This is a genomic window from Myceligenerans crystallogenes (assembly GCF_039529775.1).
Classification (GTDB): domain Bacteria; phylum Actinomycetota; class Actinomycetes; order Actinomycetales; family Cellulomonadaceae; genus Myceligenerans; species Myceligenerans crystallogenes.
Window position 1 is genome coordinate 15,532 of sequence record NZ_BAAANL010000004.1, and the last position, 23,235, is coordinate 38,766.

Genomic DNA, 23,235 nt, shown 5'->3' on the forward strand with positions numbered 1-23,235 from the left:
AACTTTGGCTTCTTGCGGCGCGGGGGCCATCGGGGGATGCCGCTCCTCGCTCTCCTCGCTCTCCTGTGCTGTTCTGCCTGCCGTCGGTATGCCCATTGGTGGTCTGAAAGCTGGATATCGTCGGCGCGACGACAACCAAGGAGAAGACGTCGATGGCCACCATCAAGAGGTATCCCGCACTGCGCCGCTTCCTCGGGTCCGCGAGTGAGTACGTGGTCCACCTGCACAAGGGTGCGGTGCGGCACCAGGGCGTCGGGCAGGCGTTCTGGTTCCTCCCGGACACGTCGGTGCTCAGCGAGGTACCCGCCACGGACCAGGAACTGCCGGTGCTGTTCCATGCCGTCACCCGGGACCAGCAGGACGTGACGGTCCAGGCCACGGTCACCTACCGGTTCGGCGATCCGGTCCTGGCCTCCCGGCGTCTTGACTTCGGCATCTTCCCACCGCGCCCCGGCGACGCCGCGAGCGGCCGCCAGCAGGTGGGCTCCATCGTGGGGCAGCTCGCGCAGTCCGTCGCCGTCGACCACGTCGCCACCCTTGACCTCGCCACCGCCCTGGCTTCGGGCGTGGGCAGCGTCCGCGCGGCCCTCGCGTCGCTCGGCGAGGAACCCCGGCTGACCGCGACCGGGATCGAGATCCTCGGCGTGCGCGTGCTCGCGGTGTCGCCCGAGGCCGCCGTCGAGAAGGCGCTGCGCACCCCGGTCCGCGAGCGCCTCCAGGCCGAGGCCGACCGTGCGACGTACGAGCGGCGTGCCCTCGCCGTCGAGCGGGAGCGCACGATCTCCGAGAACGAGCTCGCCAGCCAGATCGAGCTCGCCGCGCGGCGGGAGCAGCTCGTCGCCCAGGAGGGCGCGAACATGCGCCGCGAGGCGGAGGAGGCGGCCGCGGCCGCGCTGGTCAAGGCCCGCTCGGACGCCGAGCGCCGGGAGATCGACTCGACGGCCCGCGACGCCGAGACCCGCCGCATCGACGCCGCCTACGCCGCCCGCGAGGCCGCGCTCATGCAGGTGTACGCGCAGGCCGGCAAGGACGTGCTCACCGCGCTCGCGCTGCGCGACGGCGCGCGGAAGCTCCCGTCGATCGGCAACCTCACGGTCACGCCGGACCTCGTCACGGGGCTTCTCGGCAACCTCGCGGGCGGCGCCGGCGCGGCGGCGTCGGACGGCGGCCCGGCCCGGCCGGACGCGCGGCGCGGCGAGCGCTGATGTCGCTGCGTCACCGCGCGGTCCTCGTCCACCGGCGCACCGAGCTCGAGGAGCTCCTCGACCGGCACGCGACCCGCGGCCAGGCGGAGTTCTTCCTGCGCACGCGCGGCCGCACGCTCGCCGAGGTGCAGGAGCGGCACGACGCCGTCGCGGCCGCCCGGCGCACCGTCGCCCAGGGCGTGCCCGCGGACTGGGCGCTGGCCGACGTCGAGCGGTCCGACCTGGACCGCTTCCTGTTCGCGCCGGAGGACGTGGTGGTGGTCGTCGGGCAGGACGGGCTCGTCGCGAACGTCGCGAAGTACCTGGCGGGGCAGGCGGTGATCGGCGTCGACCCCGAGCCCGGCCGCAACGCGGGCGTCCTGGTGCGGCACCGTCCGGAGGAGGCGGCCCGCCTGCTGGCGGCTGCGGCCGTCCCCGGCCGACCCGCGGCAGGCGGTCGCCCCGCGCCCGGCGGCGACCGCAGCCGGACGGGCGGCGGCGCTGACCGCGGCCGGGTACGGGGCGGCGGCCACGGCGGCACCGGCACGCCGTCGGGCACCCTGGCCTACGACGAGCTGACCATGGTGCGCGCCCGGCTCGACGACGGGCAGGAGGTGCACGCCCTCAACGAGGTGTTCGTGGGGCACGCGAGCCACCAGTCGGCGCGCTACGTCCTGACGACGGGCGGGCGGGGCGAGGCGCAGTCGTCGTCGGGCGTCATCGTGGGGACCGGGACGGGCGCCACCGGCTGGTGCGCCTCGCTGGCGCACGACCGCGGCGGCCGCACCCTGCCCGGCCCCACCCAGCCGGCGCTCGCCTGGTTCGTCCGCGAGGCGTGGCCGTCCCCCACCACGGGCGCCACGCTGACCGACGGCGTCCTGGGGCCGGGCGACGAGATCGTCCTCACCGTCCGCTCGGACCAGCTCGTGGTGTTCGGCGACGGCGTCGAGGACGACCACCTCGAGGCCGGCTGGGGCCAGGACCTCCGCATCACCCTGGCGGACCGCCGCCTCCGCCTGGTCTGACCGGGCGACGCCCCGGGCCCTGCCGCGACGCCGCTCGCGCGGGCCGAACCTCAGGAGGCCGGGACGTCCGCGTTCAGGCCCAGGTGGGTGCGGGCGTAGGTCAGGGCCTCGCGGAGGTCGGCCGTGCGTTCCTCGGCGCTGCGGCCGCGGGTGGAGATCTCCAGGCAGACGTCGCCCTGCCAGCCCTGGCGGGCCAGTTCCGCGAGCACCTTGTCGCAGCGCATGGTGCCCCGGCCGGGCACGAGGTGCTCGTCCCGCGGGCTGCCCGTGCCGTCGGCCAGGTGCAGGTGGCGCAGGCGGTCCCCGAAGATCGACAGGAGCTTCATGCCGTCCTGCTGGGCCACGCTCGCGTGCGAGAGGTCGAGCGTGACGGCGTCGTACCCGTGCTCGGCCGGGTCCCAGCCGGGCAGGTAGGCCTGCAGCTCGCGGCCGCCGCCGCGCCACGGGTACATGTTCTCCACCGCGATCGTCACGTCCGTGTTCTCGGTCAGCGTCGCGACCTGCTCCTCGAACTGGCGCGCGTACTTGAACTGCCAGCGGAACGGCGGGTGCACCACCACCGTCGTCGCGCCCAGTTCCTGGGCCATCTCGACGGTACGGTCCAGCTTCGGACCCGGCGCCCTGCCCCACACGCGCTGGCTGACCAGCAGCGTCGGGGCGTGCACGGACCGCACCGGGACGCCGGTCTCGGCGGAGTACCGCGCGAGCGTCAGCGGATTCCGGGTGGCCTCCTCCGACCAGATCATCACCTCGATGCCGTCGTAGCCGATCTCGGCCGCCGCCTCGAAGGCGTAGGGCACCCGGCGCGGGAAGACGGAGGCGGTGGACAGCGTCACGTGGACGCCGGGGACGTCCGACGCGGGGGTACCGGGTACGGCGGTCGCGGGCAGCGCGCCGTCTGGTCCGATCGGTTCCGACATGTTGCCACCTTATGCGGGATTCGTGACGTCAGCGTGACGGTGGGGTTCACACGGCATGGCGCCGTGCGCAGCGAGGACGCGGGGAATCAGGGGTGCTCCCCCTGCCTCCGGACGGCGTCCCGGACCGCGTCCCGGGCGGCACGCGCGGTCGGCGAGTCCAGGGCGAGCGCGGCCAGTTCCCGGCAGCCCTCCAGCGTGACCCGGGCCAGCGACTCCGCCACCGCGGCGAGCGCGCGCGGTGTCATCGACAGCGACGTCACGCCGAGTCCCACGAGGACCGGTGCGAGCAGCGGGTCGGCGGCGGCCTCGCCGCACACGCCCACGGGACGACCATGCACCGCCGCGCCCGCGCACGCCACCCGGACGAGGTCGAGCACGGCGGGCTGCCACGGCGTCGAGAGCGCCGCCACCCCGGCCAGGTCGCGGTCCGCCGCCATCGTGTACTGCGTCAGGTCGTTCGTGCCCAGGCTCGCGAAGGCGGCGTCGGCCAGCAGCCAGCGCGACTGGAGGGCCGCCGCGGGCGTCTCGATCATCACGCCCGCGGTGTCCAGGCCGTGCGCGGCGCACGCCGCGACGAACTCGCGCGTCTCGTCCGCGGTCGCGATCATCGGGGCCATGACCCACACCTCGGCGCTGGCGGAGCGCGCGGCCCGCGAGATCGCCTCGAGCTGCCGGTCCAGCACGTCCGGATGGTCGACGGCGGTCCGGATGCCCCGCACCCCGAGCGCCGGGTTCTCCTCGTGGCCGGGCGTGAGGAAGCGCAGCGGCTTGTCGGCGCCGGCGTCGAGCGTGCGCACCACGACGCGCCGTCCGGCGAACCGCGCGAGCACGGCGCGGTAGGCGTCGACCTGCTCGTCGACCGTCGGCTCGGTGCCGCGGCCGAGGAAGCAGAACTCGGTCCGGAACAACCCCACCCCGCGGGCGCCCTTGTTCGCGGCGACGTCGGCCTCGGCCGGGTCGGCCACGTTGGCCACCAGGTCGACGTCGTACCCGTCGCGGGTGCTCGCCGTGCCGTCGAACACGCCCCGGGAGGGAGGCCGGCGGCGGACGACGGCGCCGGGCGCGCCCTGCCCCTGCCCGGCGTCCTCCTCGGTACCGAGGCCCGCGGCGATCAGGTCCGCCGCCTCCGGCGCCACGATCACCTCGCCGTCGGTCCCGTCGACGAGCACCGTCTCCCCCGCCGACAGGCCGGCCGCGCCACCGAGCGCGACGACGGCCGGGATCCCCAGCGCACGCGCGATGATCGCCATGTGCGAGGTGGGCCCGCCCTGCGTCGTGACGACGGCCAGCACGGTCGCGGGGTCGAGGGTCGCCGTGTCGGCGGGCGCGAGATCCGCGGCCACGAGCACGAACGGGTGGCCCGGATCGGGCACGCCGGGCGGCGTCGCCCCCGTCAGGGCGGCGACGATCCGGTCGCGCACGTCGCGCACGTCGCGGGCGCGTTCCGCCATCGGGTTGCCGAGCGCCTCCAGCTGCGTGGCGACCGCTCCGGCCGCGTCCCACACCGCCCGCTCGGGCGTCAGGTGGTCGGCGCTGACGCGCCGCGCCGCGTCGGCGGCGAGCGTCGGGTCGGCGGCCATCGCGGCCGTGACCGAGAGGATGTCCGCCGAGGTGCCGGTGGCGCGTCCGGCCCGCTCGGCCAGGTCTTGTTCCACCCGCGAGGCCGCGTCCTTGACGGCCTGGACCGCGTCGGCCACCGCCTCGGGCGCGATCCGGTTCGTCGCCGGTTCGGGCACGCGCGGCGGCATGTGGACGACCGGGCCCGCCGCCCGGCCGGGACTCGCGGGGACACCGGTTCGCTTGTCGCCGGGCATGCCGCTCCTGTCTGCAGGGAGTTCGACCTCGAGTGCGCGAGGCACGTTACCGGGTCCGGGGCTCTCCTGCGAGGATGACGGGCATGCGAAGCGTGCTGAACCCCGTCGCGGGCACCGTCGTGGCGATGTCCGAGGTCCCCGACCCGGTGTTCGCGCAGGGCATGGTCGGGCCGGGGATCGCCGTGGATCCGGGCCCCGCGGCGGCGTCGGACGCGTGCGCGCCCATCGGCGGCGTCGTGCTGAGCCTGCATCCGCACGCGTTCGTCGTCGTCGGCGACGACGGGCGGGGCGTGCTCGTCCACCTCGGGATCGACACGGTTCAGCTCGGCGGCGAGGGATTCGTGCCGCACGTCGCCAAGGGCGACGTCGTCGTCGCCGGCCAGCGGGTGATCACGTGGTCACCGCGTGCGGTGTCCGACGGCGGCCGCCCGGCGCTGGTCCCGGTCGTCGTGCTGGAACTCCCGGCGGAGGACCTGGAGATCCTCGTCCCGCCGGGCGAGACGATCGCGGCGGGTGCACCGCTGCTCGCCTTCTCCTGATCTCCCGGGCGCCTGCCCGGTGGCCGGAGCCTGCCCCGGGCTCCCGCTCAGGCCGGGACGCGGTCCGGGACGCGCGTTCCGACGGCACGCAGCACGAACGTCTCCGTGGCGCGCACGGTGCGCTCGCGGGCCATCGGCTCGTCGGGGATAAGGCGGCCCGACAGGCAGGCGTTGACGAGATGCACGGTGGGCTCGAGGTCCTGCGGGGGGAAGACGCCGGTCTCGATGCCCTGGCTGATGATGCGCCGCAGGATCGACTCGACGATCTCGGCGTGCTCGCGCAGCCGGGCCTGCGTCGCCCGGGACAGCACGCTGCGCAGTTCGGGCCCCGGCGCGAGGTGGAACACGCGCGTGAGCTGGGCCTGCTGGCGGATATAGGTGCGCAGCTGCTCCACGGGATGCTCGACGCCGTCCAGGGCGCGTTCGAGGGTGTGGGCGTACTGCTCGGTCTCGTGCGTGATGAAGCCGAGCAGCAGCGATTCCTTGTCGTGGAAATGGTTGTAGACCGCCGTGCGGCCCACGCCCGCCGCCGCGGCGATGTCCGCGAGCGTGATCGTGTCGAACCCGCGTTCCGCCATGAGCGTCGACAGCGCCGTGAAGAGCTTCTGCCGGGTCATCTGGCGGTGCTCGTGCAGACTCTTGCCGATGATCTTGGGCATGCTGACATGATACGAGCCAGCCGTCAGAATCAACGAATCCACCGGTTTCCAGCGGTCTATAACGGGTTGTGATCCCAGGTCAACCGCCCTCTACCGCCTGCTCGTGTTGCGTGGCGGAAACGTGGGGCTCATCACGACGAAACAGTCCCGGCGTTGTGTCACCGCGGTGTTTCACAGTGGTAACACAAGAGGTCTGGGATGCTGCAAACGGCGCCAGTAGGGTTCGGCCATGACGTTCCTTGCCGGGTCCATCCCTGCAGAACACGCTGCAGGACACATCCTCGTCCTGCCCTGTCCCGACGAGCCGGTGGCGGTCAGCCCGATGGCGGCGGCCTGGTTCTCCGACGTCGCCTGGCTCCGGGAACCCGCGCGCACCGCGGGCGCCCGCAGGATGACCGGGGCGAGGTTCCGCGGGATCCAGCAGAGCGCGTTGGTGACCCCGGGCGTCATGCGGCTGGGCGAGGAGCACATCGCCACCGGTCCGTTCACCCTGGACGCGAAGAAGCTCGCCGAGCTGGGCATGAACGCCAGGAAGGGCGAGGCCTACGCGCTCGCCCGCAGCGACGGGCTCCGGGACGTGCGGGGCGCCGCGCCGTCGTCGTACGAGGATCGCGACGGCATCGCGCGGTCTTTTCCGCAGGCTCTGCCCCAGGGCGAGGAGCTGCGCGTCATCCAGTGGGCGGTCGCGGCGGCGCGCAAGACGGGCGGGATGGTGCTCGGGGACGGGCGGCAGCCGATGGTCCCGGATCCCCAGGGCTCGGTGAACCTGGCGCTGTACAGCGCGCACCCCCTCGCGCCCGGCGACGTGCTGCCGCTGCTGCGCGCCTTCATCGCGACGGCGGAGGTCCGCTCGGACCAGCCCACGCCCGACGGCTCGCCCCGCTACCAGCTGGCCGGCGCCACCGCGTACGACGGCACGATCGTGGTCGACGTCGAACGCGTGGACCGCGTGCCCCGCGCCCTGGGCGCGCTCGACTGGCGCGCCTACGGCCCGTTCGCCTACCGCCTGAGCTGGGTCCCGGCCGACCCCTACGAGCTCGAGCTCGAGCAGCCCTCCGGGCTGCACGTGATCGCCCGGGCACGCATGCGCGCCTCGCTCGCGCGCCTCGCCCTGACGTTGCAGAGCAGGATCGCGGGGGTCGTCGTCGACGACGGCGGGTTCGTGGCCAACGCCACGGAACTCGAGGGCCGGAACGACGCGCAGACGAACGACGGCGGCGCCCGGGTCTGGGTCTGAGCCCGGGTTCCGGGCCCGGTTCCGGGTCCGAACCAGAGGGGCGAGACCTCGGTGAGGTACGGCAGGGTTCGCCACGGCGCGTCACCCGCTTCCGGCATGTCCGCCCGGGGCGGCACTCGTGCACCTATATGCCGATCGGTTATCCACAGATTTTATCCACAGGGCTGTGTACAGCCTGCGAACCCGCAGGCCAGCCTGTGGACAAACCTGTGGGTAAAACTGAGGGTGAAATTACATCGCTGGAGCGGTTGCCATGCCCGGCCCGCCCAACTAGAACGAGAACATGATTCGGTGAGTGACGGCCTGATCGGTGCGCTGCAGCCGTACCGAAGGGCCGGGCCGCCGGACGCCGGTCGACCGGAGAACGACAGGACGTCCCGTGCCACGGCACGGGCTGTGGGTGACGACACAGGTGCCTGAACGGACCCGGGAGACCACCCGCGTCCGACGCGCCCTGAACCAGTTCTGGCCCGGCGACCCGGGCCAGAGGGGCGTGAACCGGAGCCGTGACGTCGACGCGGCGCCTCTGTACCGTCGGCATCCCCGAGGATGCGCGGCGGAGGTACGCGGTTGCCAGGGCTCCCGGCCTGCCCCGGGGGCCCTGGCCCCTTCTCTTCCCCATGTTCCGCCGAGCCTGCCCTGCCCGTCCAGGCGCCTAGTCGATCATGTCTATGATGACTAGAGTCCGGAAGTTCAACGCCGAAAAGTTGCGCATACGCAAGGGCAGATAGTTAGGTGGATCCGTGTCTAGAGAGGGCCGAGTGACTGCATCCAGTATTGCCAAGGACCTGCGCGCGGAGATCCGCGCGGGAACGTACAAGCCTGGCGACCGACTTCCCAGCGAAGCGGCGCTGATGGCCACCTACGGCGTCGCCCGCATGACGGCCCGCCACGGGCTGTCCATGCTCAAGGACGAGGGCCTCACGGTCACGCGTCACGGGTCCGGCGTCTTCGTCCGCGCCTTCGAGCCGATCGTGTTCGACAGCACGGGCAAGAAGTCCGACGACAGCACGATCATCCCGGTGATGGACGAGACCGACGCCGGCCTCACCGTGCGCACGCTCGCCGTCACGCCCGAGGAGGAGCCCACGGAGGAGGCGCGTGTCGCGCTCGGCCTCGACGAGGGCGTCCAGGTGACCACCCGCGAGCGCCTGCACGTGCGCGGGCGCAAGCCGCTGCTGCACGGCGTGTCGTACATCCCGGCGTCGATCGCCGCGGGGACCCCGATCGCCCAGGACGAGATCGGCGCGGGCGGCACCTACGCGCGCCTCAAGGAGCTCGGGCACGAGCCCGTGAAGTTCCACGAGGACGTCGTGGCCCGCATGCCCACCATCGAGGAGATCGAGGCGCTGCGCATCGAGCCCGGCACCGCGGTGCTCCAGGTGATGCGCACCGCGATCGACTCCGACGGGAAGCCGGTCGAGTACAGCCGCATCGTGCTGGACGGCGGGGAGTTCATGCTCCGCTACGACTTCGACGCGTGATCCCGTCGCCGGGGTGCCGGGCCGGCCGGAGAGCCCGCCGCCCCGGCACCGAGGTCAGGACGGGCGGGTACGCGGCTTGAGGCGGATGTCCGGAAGGACCGGCGCCCGCAGGGGGCCTGTCGCGTACCCGTCCACCTGACCGAATCGCCGGGCGCGCGCGCCGCCGGCGTAGCTCGTCGCCCCGCCGGGCAGGTCCGCGATCTGGGCCGTCCAGTCCGCGCGGGCGCGGGCGACGTCGTCGTGCGAGCGCCCGACGAAGTTCCACCACATGACGACGTCCTCCGTGAACGGCGTGCCGCCGATCAGGACGGCGCGGGCCGGCCCTCCGGGGCCGGCCGTCACGGTGAGCCGTCGTCGCCCCGGGCTCACGAAGCCCAGGGACGACGCCGCCACGGGGGCGCCCTCGAGCCGGACGTCCCCGGAGTCGACGACGAGCCCGTGCTCGAACGCCGGGTCGACGTCGAGGCGGAGCTCGGCGCCGGGCTGCAGGTCGAGCTGCGCACCGACGAGCGGGGTGTAGGTCGTCGCGGGTGAGGTGAGCTCCTCCCCGGCGACGTGCAGGGTTCCCAGGAAGACCTGGACGCGGGCGCCGTCGGCGTCGGCGACGGGCAGGTCCCCGTGGTGCTCGAAGGCGGGGTCGACACCGAGCGCGGCGCCCGGGAGCGCGGTCCACAGCTGGATCCCGTGCAGCAGGCGGGGCCGTGACCCCGCGGGCGACTCCTCGGAGTGCGAGATGCCGCGGCCGGCCGTCATGAGGTTGAGCTCGCCGGGACGTACCGCCCGCAGCGAGCCGACGGAGTCACGGTGCAGGATCTCGCCCTCGAACAGCCAGGACACCGTCTGCAGCCCGGTGTGCGGGTGCGGCGGAACCTGCATCCCGGCCGACCCGGAGACGTCGTCGGGCCCGTAGTGGTCGCTGAAGCACCACGCCCCGACCAGCGAGCGCGCCCGCTGCGGGATGGTGCGCCGGACGGTCATCGCCCGCGGCCCGCCGAGCGGCACCTCCCGCGGCTCGAGGAGTTCGACGCCGTCCCCCGCCTCCCCGGCGGTGCAGACCTGCTCGGCGGGCCGGGCCTCAAGATTGCTCATACGGCGAGCCTAGGCCGTGGTCCGAGCCGGCCGCGATCGGCCAGATGTCGAGCGGTCGGTCTGCTGTCAGTGCGGTCGGCCCCTCAAGGAGCCGACTTCTCGACATCGGACCGACCGACCCCGACAACCGGCCGACCGCATCGCCCGTCAGATCCAGCGCTTCCCGCGGAACACCCCGTACAGGCCCACGCTGACCGCCGCCATGGCGATCAGGGCGGCCGGATAGCCCCAGGGCTGGTCGAGCTCCGGCATGGCCTCGAAGTTCATGCCGTAGACCGTGCCGACCAGCGTCGGGGCGAACAGGATCGCCGCCCAGCCGGAGATCTTCTTGACCTCCTCGCCCTGCTTGAGGCTCACCTCCGACAGGTGCTTCATCTCCTCGTTCTGCCGCTGCGCCACGAGCGTGGAGTTCACCGTGAGGATGTCGCGCAGGGCGGCGCGGTACGAGTCGATGCGGTCGGCCGCCTCGGTGAGGTGGTCGGCGACGTCGCGCAGGTAGGCCTGCAGCTCCGGGTGGACGTCGTACTTCTCGGCGCCCTTCTCCAGGGAGAAGCAGATCTTCTGCGCCGGCCGCACGGCCCGCTGGAAGTCCACGACCTCGCGCGAGAGCTCGTAGGTACGCCGCGAGACGTCCGGGTCTCCCCCGAACACCTCGGACTCGATCTCGTCGATGTCGTTCTCCAGGCCGGCGACGACGGGCGCGTAGCCGTCGACGACGTCGTCCAGGATCGCGTACAGCACCGCCTCCGGGCCGCGGGCCAGCATGTCCCGGTCCGACTCCATCCGGGCCCGCACGGCGGCGAGGTCCGGGGACGCGCCGTGCCGCACCGTGACCACGAAGTCCGGGCCGACGAACACGTGCAGCTCGCCGAACTCGACGCGCTCGGCGGCGTCGTCGTACCGCGCGGCGTGCAGCACCGCGAACAGCGTGTCGCCGTACCGCTCGATCTTGGGCCGCTGGTGCGCCTGGATGGCGTCCTCGACGGCGAGCGGGTGCAGGTCGAACTCGATCGCGAGGGAGTTCAGGACGGTCTCGTCCGGCCGCTCCAGCCCGATCCAGGCCATGCCGCCGGGGCGGCTGCGCAGGGCGCGGAACGCGTCGGAGAGCTTCGTGAACGAGGCGGTGCGCTCGCCGTCGTCGTAGATCGCGGCGGCGACGACCGGGGAACGGCGCGGCACCGCCGACGCCGTGGCGTCGGGGTCGGGCACGGCGAACGGTGCCGCGGGACGACGGCGGGGACGCGGGCGCAGCGCCTCCAGGAGCGGGCGCGAGCGGACGGGGCGTGCGGGCAGGAACGTAGCCATGGGGGAACTCCGGGATCGTCAGGCCGCCGCGGGCCGCGTTGCCACGTGATCGCGCCGGTGGGGCGCTGTTCACGCAGGGCCGGGCGGGGTGACGCCGGGACGCGGTGGGACGGCAGGTGGATCGTGCGGGCGGAGTACCGCAGCCGGAGCTCGGGAGACGGCCGGCGCACCGGGGCGAGGCCGCGCGGGGGCGGGCCGGCTCTGGTGCGAGGCGGGAGGTCCGGGCCGAGCTGTCAGCTGCGGCTCGGACTACTGGGGGGCTCGCTGCGTGTCATGAGCTCCACCCCCTCAGGGTCCTGGCGGCGTATCGGCCGCGACGATCGCGCGGGCCCTGCCGGGCCTCCGCGGAGATTTCCTGCGGCTCCCAGCTTAGCGCCTCGGGTCACGCCCTCGAAACCATTCGAGACGGCCGTCACAGGGATTTCACCCGCAGGTCGCGCGCCTGACCGGGGCCCTCCACCGGAGCGTCGGCCTCGGCCTCCCCGGCCCCGCCGGGGCCAGCAGGGCCGCGCGGCGCCGGGTCAGCCACGCCGGGTCAGCCACGGCGGGCCGGCCGCGCCGGGTCAGCCGCGCAGGGGCAGGGTCAGCACCGGCGACGCGGCCACGGAGGTCACGCGCACCGGGACGCCCCAGTCCTGCTGGGCCAGGTGGCAGGCCGGGAAGAGGTCCGGATCGGGCGCGCCGTCCGGGCCCAGGGGCACCTTGTCGCACGACGCCGCCCGCGCGGTCACGTGCAGGACGCCCTCGCCGGCTTCCGGGTTGATCTCCAGGTCGCGGTGCAGGTCCGTGCCGGTCCCGGCTCCGGCCAGCAACAGCTCGGGCGGCGTCGCGCTGACGCGCAGCTCGGTGGACGGCCCGAAGCGGTCGTCGAGCTTCTGCCCCGGGGCGGGCTCGAACGGGACCTCGAGCCGCAGCAGTCCCGGCGCGATGTCCGTCGTGGGCCGCTGCGTGCGGCGCGCCCCGGAGTCCAGGATCTCGCCGGCCAGGTCCGCCGGCAGCGCGACCCGCGTCAGCCGGTGCGCCGCGGACTCGACGACCAGCAGGTGGAGCGCCGCGGCGGCGTCGTCGGCCCCGTCCTGGAGCTGCACGACGACGCCGGACGGCTCGGCCAGCCCCGTGGCGAGCGTCGACACCTCCCCCGTCGCCGGGTCGAAGCGGCGCAGCGCGCCGTTGTAGGTGTCGGCGACGACGACGGAGCCGTCCGGCAGGACCGCGACGCCGAGCGGGTGCTGGAACAGCGCCTGAGCGGCCGCGCCGTCCCGGTGGCCGAAGTCGAACAAGCCCTGCCCGACGGCGGTCTCCACCCGGACCTCGGTCTCGCCCTCCGGGACGACGGTCCGCAGTGCGGACGTCTCCGCGTCGGCCAGCCACAGCGCGCCGTCGGCCGCGACCGCCAGGCCGGACGGCTGCGCGAACCAGGCCCCGGAGCCCGGGCCGTCCTCCAGGCCCTCGTTCATGGTGCCGGCGAGGAGACGGAGGGTCCCGGCGCCGTCGGCGGCGGCCGGGTCGAACGCCCAGAGCGTGTGGTTGCCCGCCATGGCGACGACGAACGCGCCGAGCGCCTCGGACCAGGTCACGTCCCACGGCGACGAGAGCCGGACGGTGCGGGCGGCATACACCGCGGACGGGTCGAAGGACTCGGCCGGGAGCCGGGCTCCCTCCGCCTCGGCGCCCGGCGTCGCGGCCGGGACCGGGCGGACCGGCTCGACGTTCTCCTGCCCGCCCACCATGAACTGGCGGCCGGTGCCCGCGATCGTCACCACGGCGCCGTCGGACAGGCGCACGCCGCGCAGGGCGTGGTTGACCGTGTCGGCGACGACGACGTCGTACCCCGCCGCCGCACGTAGTCGCTCCGGGACCGGGCAGAGGCCGTTGGGCTCGCTGAAGCGGGCCTCGCCCGGGCCGCCGTCGAGCAACCCGCGCTCGCCCGAGCCGATGCGGCGCACGAGGGTCTCGCCGTCGGGCGCCAGCTCGGCGAGGGAGTGGTGGCCGGCGTCGGCGACCAGCAGGTTCCCGCCCGGCAGCGTGATCGCCTTGGCGGGGAAGCGGAGCGTGCTGGGCTCCGGCGCCGGGGCGACGTACGGGCCGTCGCCGCGATGCAGCGTGCCCTTGGCCTCGTGCTCCTCGATCAGCTCGGCCACCAGCGCGCCGATCGCGGACGCGTGTCCCTCCCCCGCCATCTGCGCGACGATGTACCCCTCCGGGTCGACGACGACGAGCGTGGGCCAGGCGCGTGCGGTGTACGCCTGCCAGGTGACCAGGTCCGGGTCGTCGAGCACCGGGTGGTGCACCTCGTGGCGTTCGACGGCCGCGGCGAGCGCGGCCGGATCCGCCTCGTGCTCGAACTTGGGCGAGTGGACGCCGACGATCACCAGGACGTCCCGGTGCCGCGCCTCGAGCTCGCGGAGCTCGTCGAGGACGTGCAGGCAGTTCAGGCAGCAGAAGGTCCAGAAGTCCAGGACAAGGATCTTCCCTCGCAGCTGCTCGAGGGAGAGGGGCGTGCCCCCGGTGTTCAGCCAGCCCCGTCCGGCGAGCTCCGAGGCGCGGACGCGAGGCAGGCGGGTGGCAGGAGTGGCGCTCACCCCAGCATTGTCACCCGGCGCGAACCGCTCCTACGACGCGCACTCGCACCGAGACGTCGCCGATCTCCTCAGGGACCTTGTCGACCACGGCCGGATCGACCACGTTGACCTGCAGCACCCAGCTGCCGTCCTCGCGGGGCAGGTCGTCGACCGCCACCTGATGCGCGAGGACGTTGACGCGTCCTGCCCCAGGGGCCGGCAGGTGCTGCACGGCGACGCCTCCGGGACCAGGGCGTCCGGGCTCGATCGGACTGCTGAACTCGGGGGCCACCCCGATTCCCACCACGCCGCCGATTGTGGAGACCGCGTCGCGCAGACCTGACTTCGCCGCGCGCGCTTCATCCAGTGTTGCCATCGACGCTCACCTCCCGACCCGTCGTCATGACCCACCATTGTGCGCCCGATGCTCCGCCATGGCCAGGGCACTTCGACGGTTCGTCGGAGTGGCGAAGATCACATTTTGGACGTAACGCCGAACGCAATGACGTCTAGCCGGCAGGAGACGCGGGGGTTAAATCCCGGTGACCGCCAGCTCCACCTCCATGGTATCGAGAACGACGTCGATCGGGTTCGCGTAGGTCAGTCCCTTGCCCCCCTGGCCGCCGCTCTCCGAGCCCGCGAAGAGCAGCCCGATCGCCGCGCCGTCCTCCCGGTACACCAGGGCGCCGGAGTCCCCGCCGCGCGAGAACGGGCCACCGTGGCCCTCGATCTCGACCTGGTCGTCGAAGGTCAGCGCACCGAGATCCTCGTAGCCCACGATGACGTCGTCGAGCTCGATCGCGGTGACCCGGCCGCGGGTGACCGCCGTCGTCCGTCCCACCTTCTCCACGGTCTCGCCGCCCAGCGGGCGCGCGATCCGCGCGACCGGCCCCACGGGATAGGCGTGGTCGACGTCGACGCTGTCGATCCGCGCGATCGCCGCGTCGGTGACGCACGCCTCGTCGGCGCCGAGCCGGGCGACCCGGGTGAGCTCGCCGACGCGGTCGCCGGGCCGGAGCCCGCCGTCGGCCGGGCCGGGCTGGAGCACGACGTCGCCCGGGCGGGCCTCCGGGCTGCCGGCGAGCACGTGGTAGTTCGACAGGACGTAGAGGGCGTCCGGCTCGTCCGGGCGGCGCACGAAGGCGCCGAGCGTCCCCGCGGTCACCCCGACGTGCCCGATGGACACGCCGGGCCGCAGCGGCCGGACGCGGCTCGTCTCCCCCTTGGCCTGCGAAGTCGGGGCAAGCCGCCGCGGGCCGAGCTCGGCCAGCGGGCGAACCCGTCCGGTGCGGCGCACGTCGGCGCCGGGCCCGGCCTCGTCGGCGATCCTGCGCACGACGGCGCGCGCCTGCGGCACGCCGAGACGGTACCGGACCGCGATCTCGTACCCGCCGTCGGCCCGCGACACGAGGCCGAGCGCCAGGGTGGGCGCGCGGACGACGTCGGCCGCGGTCAGGCGTTCCGGCGCGGCCTCCGGCGCCTCGCGGTCCCCGGGCCGGGCCGGCCGCTCGAGTGCCTGCGGCCGGGGCCGCGCGGCGTCACCCGGGACCACCAGCGGTCCGTACCGCTCGCCCAGTTCACGTGCGAAGTCTGCAAGCTGCTCCTTCATCTTCCGGGCCGCGTAACGCTCCATGCCACGATCCTTGCCGACCACACCGACACGACGACGGACAAGTCGCCGCGACACGCCGGATGACGCGAAAAGTCATCCAAAACCTGGACAACGGCAATCTGAGCCACCTCCAGGTCACGGCGGGTCCGCCGGGTCCGTGCGCGGGCGGACGGGCCGCGAGGTGGCACCGCGTGCGGTACCACCTCGCGGGTCCGGCGCCGGCTCGGGAGGTCAGAGATCGGCCGCCGTGAGGGACAGGGAGTCCACCAGCGCGCCCAGCTCCGTGTAGGCGATGTCGTCGATGCCCACCAGGCGCCCGCCCGGGGCCAGCCCGATCTTCGCCCCGACCTTCCCGACGGGGTCCGGCTCGAGGTTCAGCAGCGCCGCCTCGACGGCGGTGACGAACGCCTCCCCGGAGCCGTCCGGGACCACGATCGGGTCGCTCGGGACCGCGCCCGACTCCCAGATCATCCGGTGGGCGTCCGGCTCGAACTCGCCCGCCGCGACGGCGGCCGCCATAGTCTGCGAGTCGATCTGGGCGGCCTCGGCCTCGCCGTTCACGAGGGCGGCGAGCGACTCCTGCTGCCCGCCCGTGTAGGTCACGCCGACCTCGCCGAGCGGGATCCGGGCGTCCGCGAGCGCCTTGCGCGGCAGGATGTCGCCCTGCGTCGTGCCCTGCTTGCCGAGGGCGAGCGTGTGGCCCGCGAGGTCGCCGGGCACGGCGATCCCGGAGTCCGCGGGCACCCAGATGGCGGACTTGTAGGTGGCCATGTTGCCGTTGGGCCGGCTGAACGTGGCGACCGGGGTCGCTCCGGCCGTGCGGCTCACGACCGCGTAGCCGACGGGCGTGAGGTGGACGATCTGGATCGTGCCCTCATCCAGGGCGGCGACGACGGCGGCCGGGTCCTCGAAGACCTTGACCTCGACGGGGCAGTCGAGCTCGTCGGAGAGCGCGGCGGCGAAGCCGGCGTAGGCCAGCTCCAGCTCGGCGGGGTTGCCCTGGGGCTGCACCCCGTACCGGATCCCGTCGGCGGGGCAGACGGTGTCGGCGGCCTGGGAGGCGGCGGTGGCGCACGCGCCGAGCGTGCCGGCGGCGAAGGCGCAGACGGCGAGGCCGGCGGCGAGGCGGACGAGCCGGGCGGGTGCGGTGGGTCGGGTCCTGACTTCCGGGGACATGGTCACTGGGGTCACGCGGGTTGCCTTCATGGGGGTTGGGCTCCTCGCAGAGGGGTGTTGAGCGGGCTCATGAACGCAGCGCTTCCTCCACGACCTTGGCCGCGAGGCCGAACGCGCACGTCATGCCGATCCCGGAGGTGACTGACACCACGGAGACGCCGGGCATCGGCTCCGAGACGAGGAACGGCTGGGGCGCCGAGGGGTAGGTCGCGTCCCAGCGCTCGATCGCCTGGAGCGGGACGCCGAGCAGGGCCGCGCCCTCCGCGAGGAGGAGGTCGTCGAGCGCCTGGGAGCGGAAGGGTTCGTGGGTGAATCCGTAGGCGCGCGTCTCGCCGAGCGTGACGGTGCCGTCGGGCAGCTGGGTGACCATGAGGTTCAGGCCCGCCTCCAGCAGGTCCGGCCGGTCCTGCGCGAGCCGCTCCCGGACCCGGGCCACGGACGGGCTCCAGGCGAAGCCGTCGTGACGCAGCAGGGACGTGCCGGTGAGCACCGCCGGGCCGATCTCGCCGATCGCGCGGCGTGCGGACCGGGCGGGTTCCGCGCGCAGCATCTGCTGGCGGCACTGCTGGATCCCGGCCTCGAGGGCGGCGACGGGGAACAGCCGCTCGACCTCGTGTCCCACCGCGCACACGACGCGACGTGCGACGACGTCGCCGCGCGTGGTCCGCACGAGCGTCACGCCGCTGCCCGGCTCCAGCCCGACGACCGACGTCGACCACTCGACGCGGCACTCGCGCCGGGTGTTCAGCCATGCGGCGACGGCCGCCACCGCGGTGCGCTGGTCGACGCGCAGGTCCAGCGGGAGGAACGCCCCGCCGGTCACGCCGCGCGGGGAGACGGGTGCGCGGTCGGTCACGCCCTTGCGGGTGAGGATCTGGGCGTCGCCGTCGCGGCGGGCGGCGAAGTCGTCGAGGACGGCGAGCTCGTCGTCGGCCCGCGCGACGACCAGGGTTCCGGTCTCGCGGACCGCGAAGCCCGCCTCCTTGCCGAGGCGGAGCCAGCGCTCACGCGCGGCGAGCGCGTACGAGAGCGCGATGCCGTCCTGCGTGGTGACGCCGATGTGACCGAAGTTCCGCACCGAGGCACCGACGGCGCGTGCGTCGCGCTCGACGACGAGCACGGACCAGCCCCGGGAGATCGCCTCGACCGCGTGGGCGAGGCCGACGATCCCGGCACCGACGATCACGAGATCGACCCGCGAGGGCAGCAGGGGAACTCCGGGCAGGCTCGTACGTCGGCTCACGCCCTGAGCCTGCCGGAGCGGCACTCTACCGCTCAAGAGCGGCGCTGTCCTGCGAAAACACCTTCAGGCACAATTCATGCTCAGTTCCGGGTACGCCATGTGACGACCATCTGGGGTTCACCGGCAGGTCATCTTCGGGCCAGGGCCGGTGCACAACGTTTCATCGCGCCACCTGGCGAGGAATAGCCTTGGCCGGTGACCACCACCCGCGACCGACTGCCCTCCGGAGCGACGACCCTCCTGCTCGCGCGCCCGCGGTGGTTGCCGGTCGTCGTCGCGGGCGGTTTCGTCGCGGCGCTCGGGGCACTGGTCGCGGCCGGTTCGTTCGCCGGCGCGTTCGCGCCGTTCCAGCAGTTCGCCGATCCGGGGATCCTGGCGCGCTGGGGCACCCCGGTCGCGCGGACGACGTCGAACCTCGCCGCCGCGGTCACGCTCGGCTCGCTGGTGCTGGCCGCCTTCGTGCTCCCGTCGGGGAAGAGCGCCGGCCGCGCGCTGAACATCGCGGGCGCCGCGGCGGGCGTCTGGACGATCGCCGCGCTCGCCGCGCTGGTGCTCGGCACCTCCTGGGCCACGTTCCTGCCCGTGTCGGACCCGGCCTTCGGGACGGCGCTGTGGTCGTACGTGACCGACGGCGAGGTGGGCCGGGCCCTGCTCGGCGCGGCGCTGCTCGCGGCCGCGACCGCGACGACGGCGCTGCTGGTGCGCGGCCCGACGGGCGCCGCCGTGTGCGCCCTGCTGGTGCTGGCCGCGTTCGGGTTGCAGGCCTCCACCGGCCACGCGGCGGGCGCCTCCAGCCACGACCTCGCCGTCTCCGCGATGTTCCTGCACCTGACCGGGGCGGCGATCTGGGTGGGCGGCCTCGCGGCCGTCGCGCTGCTCGGCCGGGGCGCGACGACGCAGGCCGCCACGATCCGGCGGTACTCCGCCGTCGCGGGGTGGTGCCTCGTGATGGTGGCCGTCAGCGGCCTGGTCAGCGGGTGGATCCGGCTCGGCGGCCTGGGCGCGCTCGGCACGGACTACGGCACGCTGCTGGTCACCAAGGTGCTCCTGCTCGCCGCCCTCGGCGCCGTGGGCTGGCTGCACCGGAACGGCGTCGTGCGGCGGCTGGAGGGGGTGCAGCGGCTCGACGGCGCCGTGCGGCACGCGGGCCTGCTGTTCTGGCGGCTCGCCGCCGTGGAGCTCGCCGTGATGGGTGCGGTGTCCGGCGTCGCCGTCGCCCTGGGGTCGACGGCGCCGCCCGTGCCGGACGAGCCTGTCGCGGACCCCACCCCGGCCGAGCAGGTCACGGGGCATCCCCTGCCGCCCGAGCCCACCGTCGCGCGCTGGTTCACCGAGTTCCAGTGGGACGTGCTGCTCGCGTTCGGCTGCGCGGCCGGCGTCGTCGTCTACCTGACCTGGGTGCTGCGGCTGCGCCGGCGCGGCGACCGCTGGCCGGTGCTGCGCACCCTGGCCTGGTGCGCGGGCATGGCCACCCTGTTCTGGGTGACGAACGGGGGCGCGGCCGCGTACGGCCACGTGCTGTTCAGCGCGCACATGGTGCAGCACATGATGCTGGCGATGGTCGTGCCGCTGCTGCTGGTGCTGTCCGCGCCCGTCACGCTGCTGCTGCGGGCCCTGCCCGCGCGCAAGGACGGGTCCCGCGGCCCGCGCGAGTGGGTGCTCTACCTCGTGCGGTCCCGGTACGGCACGTTCCTGGCGCACCCGATCGTGGCCGCCGTGCTGTTCTCCGGCGGGATGGTGCTGTTCTACTTCACGCCGCTGTTCGAGTGGTCCCTGACCACCTACGCCGGGCACCTGTGGATGACGGTCCACTTCACCCTCGTGGGGTACCTGTTCGCGAACGCCCTGATCGGCATCGACCCGGGGCCCGAGCGGCCCGCCTACCCGCTGCGCCTCGTGCTGCTGTTCGCGACGATGGCGTTCCACGCGTTCTTCGGCGTCGCGCTGACGAGCGGCACCGCCCTGCTCGTCCCCGAGTGGTTCGGCCTGATGGGCCGGGAGTGGGGCCCGTCCGCGATCGAGGACCAGCAGCGCGGCGGTGCCGTGGCCTGGGGCATCGGCGAGCTGCCGACGCTGCTGCTGGCGATCGGCGTGGCCGTGCGCTGGTCCCGCTCGGACGACCGGGAGGCCCGGCGCGGCGACCGCGCCGCCGAACGCGACGGCGACGCCGAGCTGGAGGCCTACAACGCGATGCTCGCCCGCCGCGCGGAACGCGCCAGGCGCCCCGGCTGACGGGGCGCGGGGTCGCGACCGCCGCCGGGGCGGTGTGGGCGAAGAAAAAGTTCGGTAGCCCCCATCCTTTTTCCGGTGGGGTGCGTTCTAAGGGGTGTGAACATGATCGCGACCACCCCCAGCGCCGCTGATGTTCTGGAATTCGCACGCGCGGACGTGCCGTGCGCTCAGAAGCCCGACCTGTGGTTCTCCGAGCACCCGTCCGAACTCGAATCCGCGAAGCGGCAGTGTCTGACGTGCCCTCTGCTCCAGCAGTGCCTCGACGGCGCCATCACGCGCCGGGAACCGTGGGGCGTCTGGGGCGGGCAGATCGTCGTCGACGGCATCGTCCGGCGGCGCAAGAACCGCCGCGGCCGCCCGCGCATGCAGGAGATCGCCGCCTGACGTGACGAAGGGCCCCGCGGCCCCTGAACTCCGTCGAGGCAGCGCCCCCAGAGACGCACCAGGCTGCCTCGACGGACAAGACACGCCGAGGTGATCCGCGGCCGGTACCCAGACCGGCTCAGGACCACCTCGGCGTTGTTGTCGCTACCGGCCCCAGACCAGCCCGCGGGACGGGTCCTGCAGCACCGCGGCCACGTCGGCCAGGAACTTGGCGCCGAGCTCGCCGTCCACCAGCCGGTGGTCGAAGCTCAGCGACAGCTGCGTCACCCAGCGCACCGCCAGTTCGCCGTCGTGCACCCACGGCTGCTGCCGGATCGCGCCGAACGCGAGGATCCCCGCCTCCCCCGGGTTGAGGATCGGCGTGCCCGTGTCGATGCCGAACACGCCCACGTTGGTGATCGTGAACGTCCCGCCCGTCATGTCCGACGGCGGCGTCCGCCCCTCCCGGGCCGTGCTCGTCAGGCCGGAGATCGCGTTCGCGAGTCCCAGCAGGTCGAGCCGGTGCGCGTCCTTGATGTTCGGCACCACGAGCCCGCGCGGCGTCGCCGCCGCGATGCCCAGGTTCGCGTAGTGCTTGTAGACGATCTCCTGCGCCGCGTCGTCCCAGCTCGCGTTGATCTGCGGGTGCCGCCGGATCGCCAGCAGCACCGCCTTCGCCGCGATGAGCAGGGGCGTCACCCGCACTCCCGTGAAGTCCCGGTCCTGCTTCAGGGTCTCCACGAGCTCCATCGTGCGCGTCACGTCCACCGTGTGGAACACGGTCACGTGCGGGGCGGTGAACGCGCTGGCCACCATCGCCTCGGCCGTGCGCTTGCGCACCGACTTCACGGGCACGCGCGTCTCGCGCCCGTCCCCGCTGACCGCGCCGGACTCGAGCCACGGCTCGGTGTCGCCCGCGTAGGTCGCCAGCTGCTTCGGCTGCGCCGCCGTCTGGTGCGCCAGCACGTCCTCACGCGTGACGATCCCGCCCGGGCCGGACGCGTGCACGCCCGCGAGGTCGATCCCCAGGTCCTTGGCCAGCTTCCGCACGGGCGGCTTGGCCAGGACGCGCGTGCGCGCGTCGTGGGCCGGCACGCTCGCCACGGCGGCGTTCGCCGCCGGACGGCTGAGGTCCGGCGACGGCGCCGGGGCAGGCGGGGCGGTGCTGCCCGACGGCGCCGGGACCGCCGGTCCGTTCGCCGACGACGACGCCGGGCGGGACACCGGTGCGGGTGCGGGCTGGACCGGCGCGGGGGCCGGCGCCGGAGCCGGGGCGACCGGAGCCGCGGAGGCGGCGGCCGTCGTCGTGCCCGATGATCCCGGCTGGAAGCGGCGGCGCCGGCCGCTCACCTTCGCCTCCTGCGTGCCGTACCCGACAAGGACCGAACCGGACGTCTCCTCCCCCGCCGCCGAGGACGACGCGGACCCGCCGGAAGCGGACGCGCCGTTCTCCGCCGGGCCCTGCCCCGCGGCGCCGCCGGACGCCGCACTGCCCGCGACGGAGATCTCGATGATCGGCGTGCCGACCTCGACCGTGGTGCCGGCCTCGACGAGGAGCCCGGCCACGGTGCCCGTCCACGGGGAGGGCAGTTCGACGAGCGACTTGGCCGTCTCGATCTCGACGATGGTCTGGTTCACCCGGACCGGGTCACCGGGGGCGACCTTCCACTCGACGATCTCGGCCTCGGTCAGCCCTTCCCCGACGTCGGGCAAGGGAAAGCTCTGGTTTGCCACGTTCTCTCCGATTCAGTGCGCGAAGGCGCGGTCGACGGCGTCGAGCAGCCGGTCCACGCTCGGCAGGTAGTCGTGCTCGAGCTTGGCCACGGGGTACTGCATGTGGAAACCGCCCACCCGCAGCACCGGCGCCTCCAGCGCGTAGAAGCACTCCTCGGTGACGCGCGCCGCGATCTCGGCGCTCACGCCGTAGAAGACCGGCGCCTCGTGGGTCACGATGCAGCGGCCCGTCTTGCGGACGCTGGCCACCACCGTGGCGGTGTCGATCGGGGAGAGGGCGCGCAGGTCCACGACCTCGGCGGAGCGGCCCTCGGCCGCGAGCGCGTCCGCCGTCTTCAGCGCCGTGGCGACCGTGGGGCCGTAGGCGACGATCGTGATGTCGGTGCCCTCGCGGGCGATCCGGGCCTTGTTGAGCGAGTCCGCGGAGACGGGGGCCGCGAGGTCGACCTCCCCCTTGGTCCAGTAGCGGCCCTTGGGCTCGAAGAAGATCACGGGGTCCGGGCAGGCGATGGCCTCCTGGATCATCGTGAAGGCGTCCTGCGGGGTGGACGGGCTGACGACGCGGAGGCCGGCGGTGTGCGCGAACAGCACCTCCGGGCTCTCGCTGTGGTGCTCGACCGCGCCGATGCCGCCGCCGTACGGGATCCGGATGACCACGGGCATGGGGACGGCGCCCCGCGTGCGGTTGTGGATCTTGGAGAGCTGCGTGGTGATCTGGTCGTAGGCGGGGAAGACGAAGCCGTCGAACTGGATCTCGCAGACCGGCCGGTAGCCGCGCATCGCGAGGCCGATCGCGGTGCCGACGATGCCGGACTCCGCGAGCGGCGTGTCGACGACGCGGCTCTCGCCGAACTCGGCCTGCAGGCCGTCGGTGACGCGGAAGACACCGCCGAGGGGGCCGATGTCCTCGCCCATGAGGAGGACCTTGTCGTCGTCGGTCATCGCGGCGCGCAGGCCCTCGTTGACGGCCTTGGCCAGGGTGAGGGTGCGGGTCCCGGCCTCGCGCGGTGCGGGGGACGTCGTGGCCTGGCCGGTCTGCTCCGTCATCGGGTGCTCCA

At 73.9% G+C, this 23,235-nt stretch carries 19 protein-coding genes; 7 read left to right on the forward strand and 12 right to left on the reverse strand.

The features are described from left to right. Window positions 1-152 precede the first annotated feature (152 nt). Both ABD208_RS10395 and ABD208_RS10400 read left to right on the forward strand, forming a co-directional pair. Window positions 153-1,205: an SPFH domain-containing protein gene (locus ABD208_RS10395; RefSeq protein WP_344102344.1), complete on the forward strand. Its 1,053-nt coding sequence runs from the start codon at window positions 153-155 to the stop codon at window positions 1,203-1,205. Beyond that, entirely contained in the window at window positions 1,205-2,209 is a 1,005-nt protein-coding gene (locus tag ABD208_RS10400) for a hypothetical protein (RefSeq protein WP_344102347.1), read from the forward strand. Before ABD208_RS10395 ends, ABD208_RS10400 begins: the two co-directional genes overlap by 1 nt. A gap of 50 nt (window positions 2,210-2,259) precedes the next feature. Here the strand turns inward: ABD208_RS10400 and ABD208_RS10405 are convergent, their stop codons facing one another. Both ABD208_RS10405 and ptsP read right to left on the reverse strand, forming a co-directional pair. Continuing rightward, entirely contained in the window at window positions 2,260-3,129 is an 870-nt protein-coding gene (locus ABD208_RS10405) for a sugar phosphate isomerase/epimerase family protein (protein ID WP_344102349.1), read from the reverse strand. Window positions 3,130-3,215: 86 nt separating this feature from the next. Next, on the reverse strand, window positions 3,216-4,943 hold the full coding sequence (ptsP, locus tag ABD208_RS10410; protein ID WP_344102352.1) for a phosphoenolpyruvate--protein phosphotransferase: 1,728 nt from the start codon (window positions 4,941-4,943) through the stop codon (window positions 3,216-3,218). Window positions 4,944-5,026: 83 nt separating this feature from the next. Here ptsP and ABD208_RS10415 point away from each other — a divergent pair, with 83 nt between their 5' ends. Then, window positions 5,027-5,482, forward strand: a complete 456-nt coding sequence (locus tag ABD208_RS10415; protein WP_344102355.1) for a PTS sugar transporter subunit IIA — start codon at window positions 5,027-5,029, stop codon at window positions 5,480-5,482. Window positions 5,483-5,529: 47 nt separating this feature from the next. Here the strand turns inward: ABD208_RS10415 and ABD208_RS10420 are convergent, their stop codons facing one another. Further along, window positions 5,530-6,141 carry a TetR/AcrR family transcriptional regulator gene (locus ABD208_RS10420; RefSeq protein WP_344102357.1) on the reverse strand — a complete coding sequence of 204 codons (612 nt, stop codon included), beginning with the start codon at window positions 6,139-6,141 and terminating at the stop codon, window positions 5,530-5,532. A gap of 229 nt (window positions 6,142-6,370) precedes the next feature. On the opposite strand from ABD208_RS10420, the gene ABD208_RS10425 reads away from it, so the two are divergent. Together ABD208_RS10425 and ABD208_RS10430 are read left to right on the forward strand one after the other, a co-directional pair. Continuing rightward, window positions 6,371-7,378, forward strand: coding sequence for a hypothetical protein (locus ABD208_RS10425; protein WP_344102360.1), 1,008 nt, complete (start codon window positions 6,371-6,373; stop codon window positions 7,376-7,378). A gap of 761 nt (window positions 7,379-8,139) precedes the next feature. Continuing rightward, window positions 8,140-8,862: a GntR family transcriptional regulator gene (locus ABD208_RS10430; RefSeq protein ID WP_344102363.1), complete on the forward strand. Its 723-nt coding sequence runs from the start codon at window positions 8,140-8,142 to the stop codon at window positions 8,860-8,862. 54 nt (window positions 8,863-8,916) lie between these two features. Here the strand turns inward: ABD208_RS10430 and ABD208_RS10435 are convergent, their stop codons facing one another. The 7 genes from ABD208_RS10435 to ABD208_RS10465 all read right to left on the reverse strand — a co-directional run bounded on the left by ABD208_RS10435 (window position 8,917) and on the right by ABD208_RS10465 (window position 17,848). Beyond that, the gene (locus tag ABD208_RS10435) at window positions 8,917-9,951 is read right to left on the reverse strand and encodes a pirin family protein (protein ID WP_344102365.1); all 1,035 of its coding nucleotides are present in this window, start codon (window positions 9,949-9,951) and stop codon (window positions 8,917-8,919) included. Window positions 9,952-10,098: 147 nt separating this feature from the next. Then, window positions 10,099-11,256 carry a magnesium and cobalt transport protein CorA gene (locus ABD208_RS10440; RefSeq protein ID WP_344102367.1) on the reverse strand — a complete coding sequence of 386 codons (1,158 nt, stop codon included), beginning with the start codon at window positions 11,254-11,256 and terminating at the stop codon, window positions 10,099-10,101. Window positions 11,257-11,819: 563 nt separating this feature from the next. Further along, window positions 11,820-13,838 carry an NHL domain-containing thioredoxin family protein gene (locus ABD208_RS10445; protein WP_344102369.1) on the reverse strand — a complete coding sequence of 673 codons (2,019 nt, stop codon included), beginning with the start codon at window positions 13,836-13,838 and terminating at the stop codon, window positions 11,820-11,822. Window positions 13,839-13,848: 10 nt separating this feature from the next. Continuing rightward, window positions 13,849-14,193 (reverse strand): hypothetical protein, encoded by a 345-nt coding sequence (locus ABD208_RS10450; protein ID WP_344102371.1) that lies wholly within the window; start codon window positions 14,191-14,193, stop codon window positions 13,849-13,851. 156 nt (window positions 14,194-14,349) lie between these two features. Continuing rightward, on the reverse strand, window positions 14,350-15,450 hold the full coding sequence (locus tag ABD208_RS10455; protein WP_344102373.1) for a hypothetical protein: 1,101 nt from the start codon (window positions 15,448-15,450) through the stop codon (window positions 14,350-14,352). Between the two features lie 210 nt (window positions 15,451-15,660). Next, window positions 15,661-16,620 carry a phosphate/phosphite/phosphonate ABC transporter substrate-binding protein gene (locus ABD208_RS10460; protein WP_344102375.1) on the reverse strand — a complete coding sequence of 320 codons (960 nt, stop codon included), beginning with the start codon at window positions 16,618-16,620 and terminating at the stop codon, window positions 15,661-15,663. Window positions 16,621-16,672: 52 nt separating this feature from the next. Continuing rightward, the gene (locus ABD208_RS10465; protein ID WP_344102377.1) at window positions 16,673-17,848 is read right to left on the reverse strand and encodes a TIGR03364 family FAD-dependent oxidoreductase; all 1,176 of its coding nucleotides are present in this window, start codon (window positions 17,846-17,848) and stop codon (window positions 16,673-16,675) included. 195 nt (window positions 17,849-18,043) lie between these two features. Here ABD208_RS10465 and ABD208_RS10470 point away from each other — a divergent pair, with 195 nt between their 5' ends. Both ABD208_RS10470 and ABD208_RS10475 read left to right on the forward strand, forming a co-directional pair. Beyond that, window positions 18,044-20,080, forward strand: coding sequence for a bifunctional copper resistance protein CopD/cytochrome c oxidase assembly protein (locus ABD208_RS10470; RefSeq protein ID WP_344102379.1), 2,037 nt, complete (start codon window positions 18,044-18,046; stop codon window positions 20,078-20,080). Between the two features lie 102 nt (window positions 20,081-20,182). Beyond that, a complete protein-coding gene (locus ABD208_RS10475; protein ID WP_344102381.1) occupies window positions 20,183-20,464 on the forward strand; it encodes a WhiB family transcriptional regulator in 282 nt (93 codons plus the stop codon). Window positions 20,465-20,608: 144 nt separating this feature from the next. Here the strand turns inward: ABD208_RS10475 and ABD208_RS10480 are convergent, their stop codons facing one another. Further along, window positions 20,609-22,177, reverse strand: a complete 1,569-nt coding sequence (locus tag ABD208_RS10480; protein WP_344102383.1) for a dihydrolipoamide acetyltransferase family protein — start codon at window positions 22,175-22,177, stop codon at window positions 20,609-20,611. A gap of 12 nt (window positions 22,178-22,189) precedes the next feature. Further along, entirely contained in the window at window positions 22,190-23,224 is a 1,035-nt protein-coding gene (locus tag ABD208_RS10485) for an alpha-ketoacid dehydrogenase subunit beta (protein WP_344103222.1), read from the reverse strand. Window positions 23,225-23,235 lie beyond the last annotated feature (11 nt).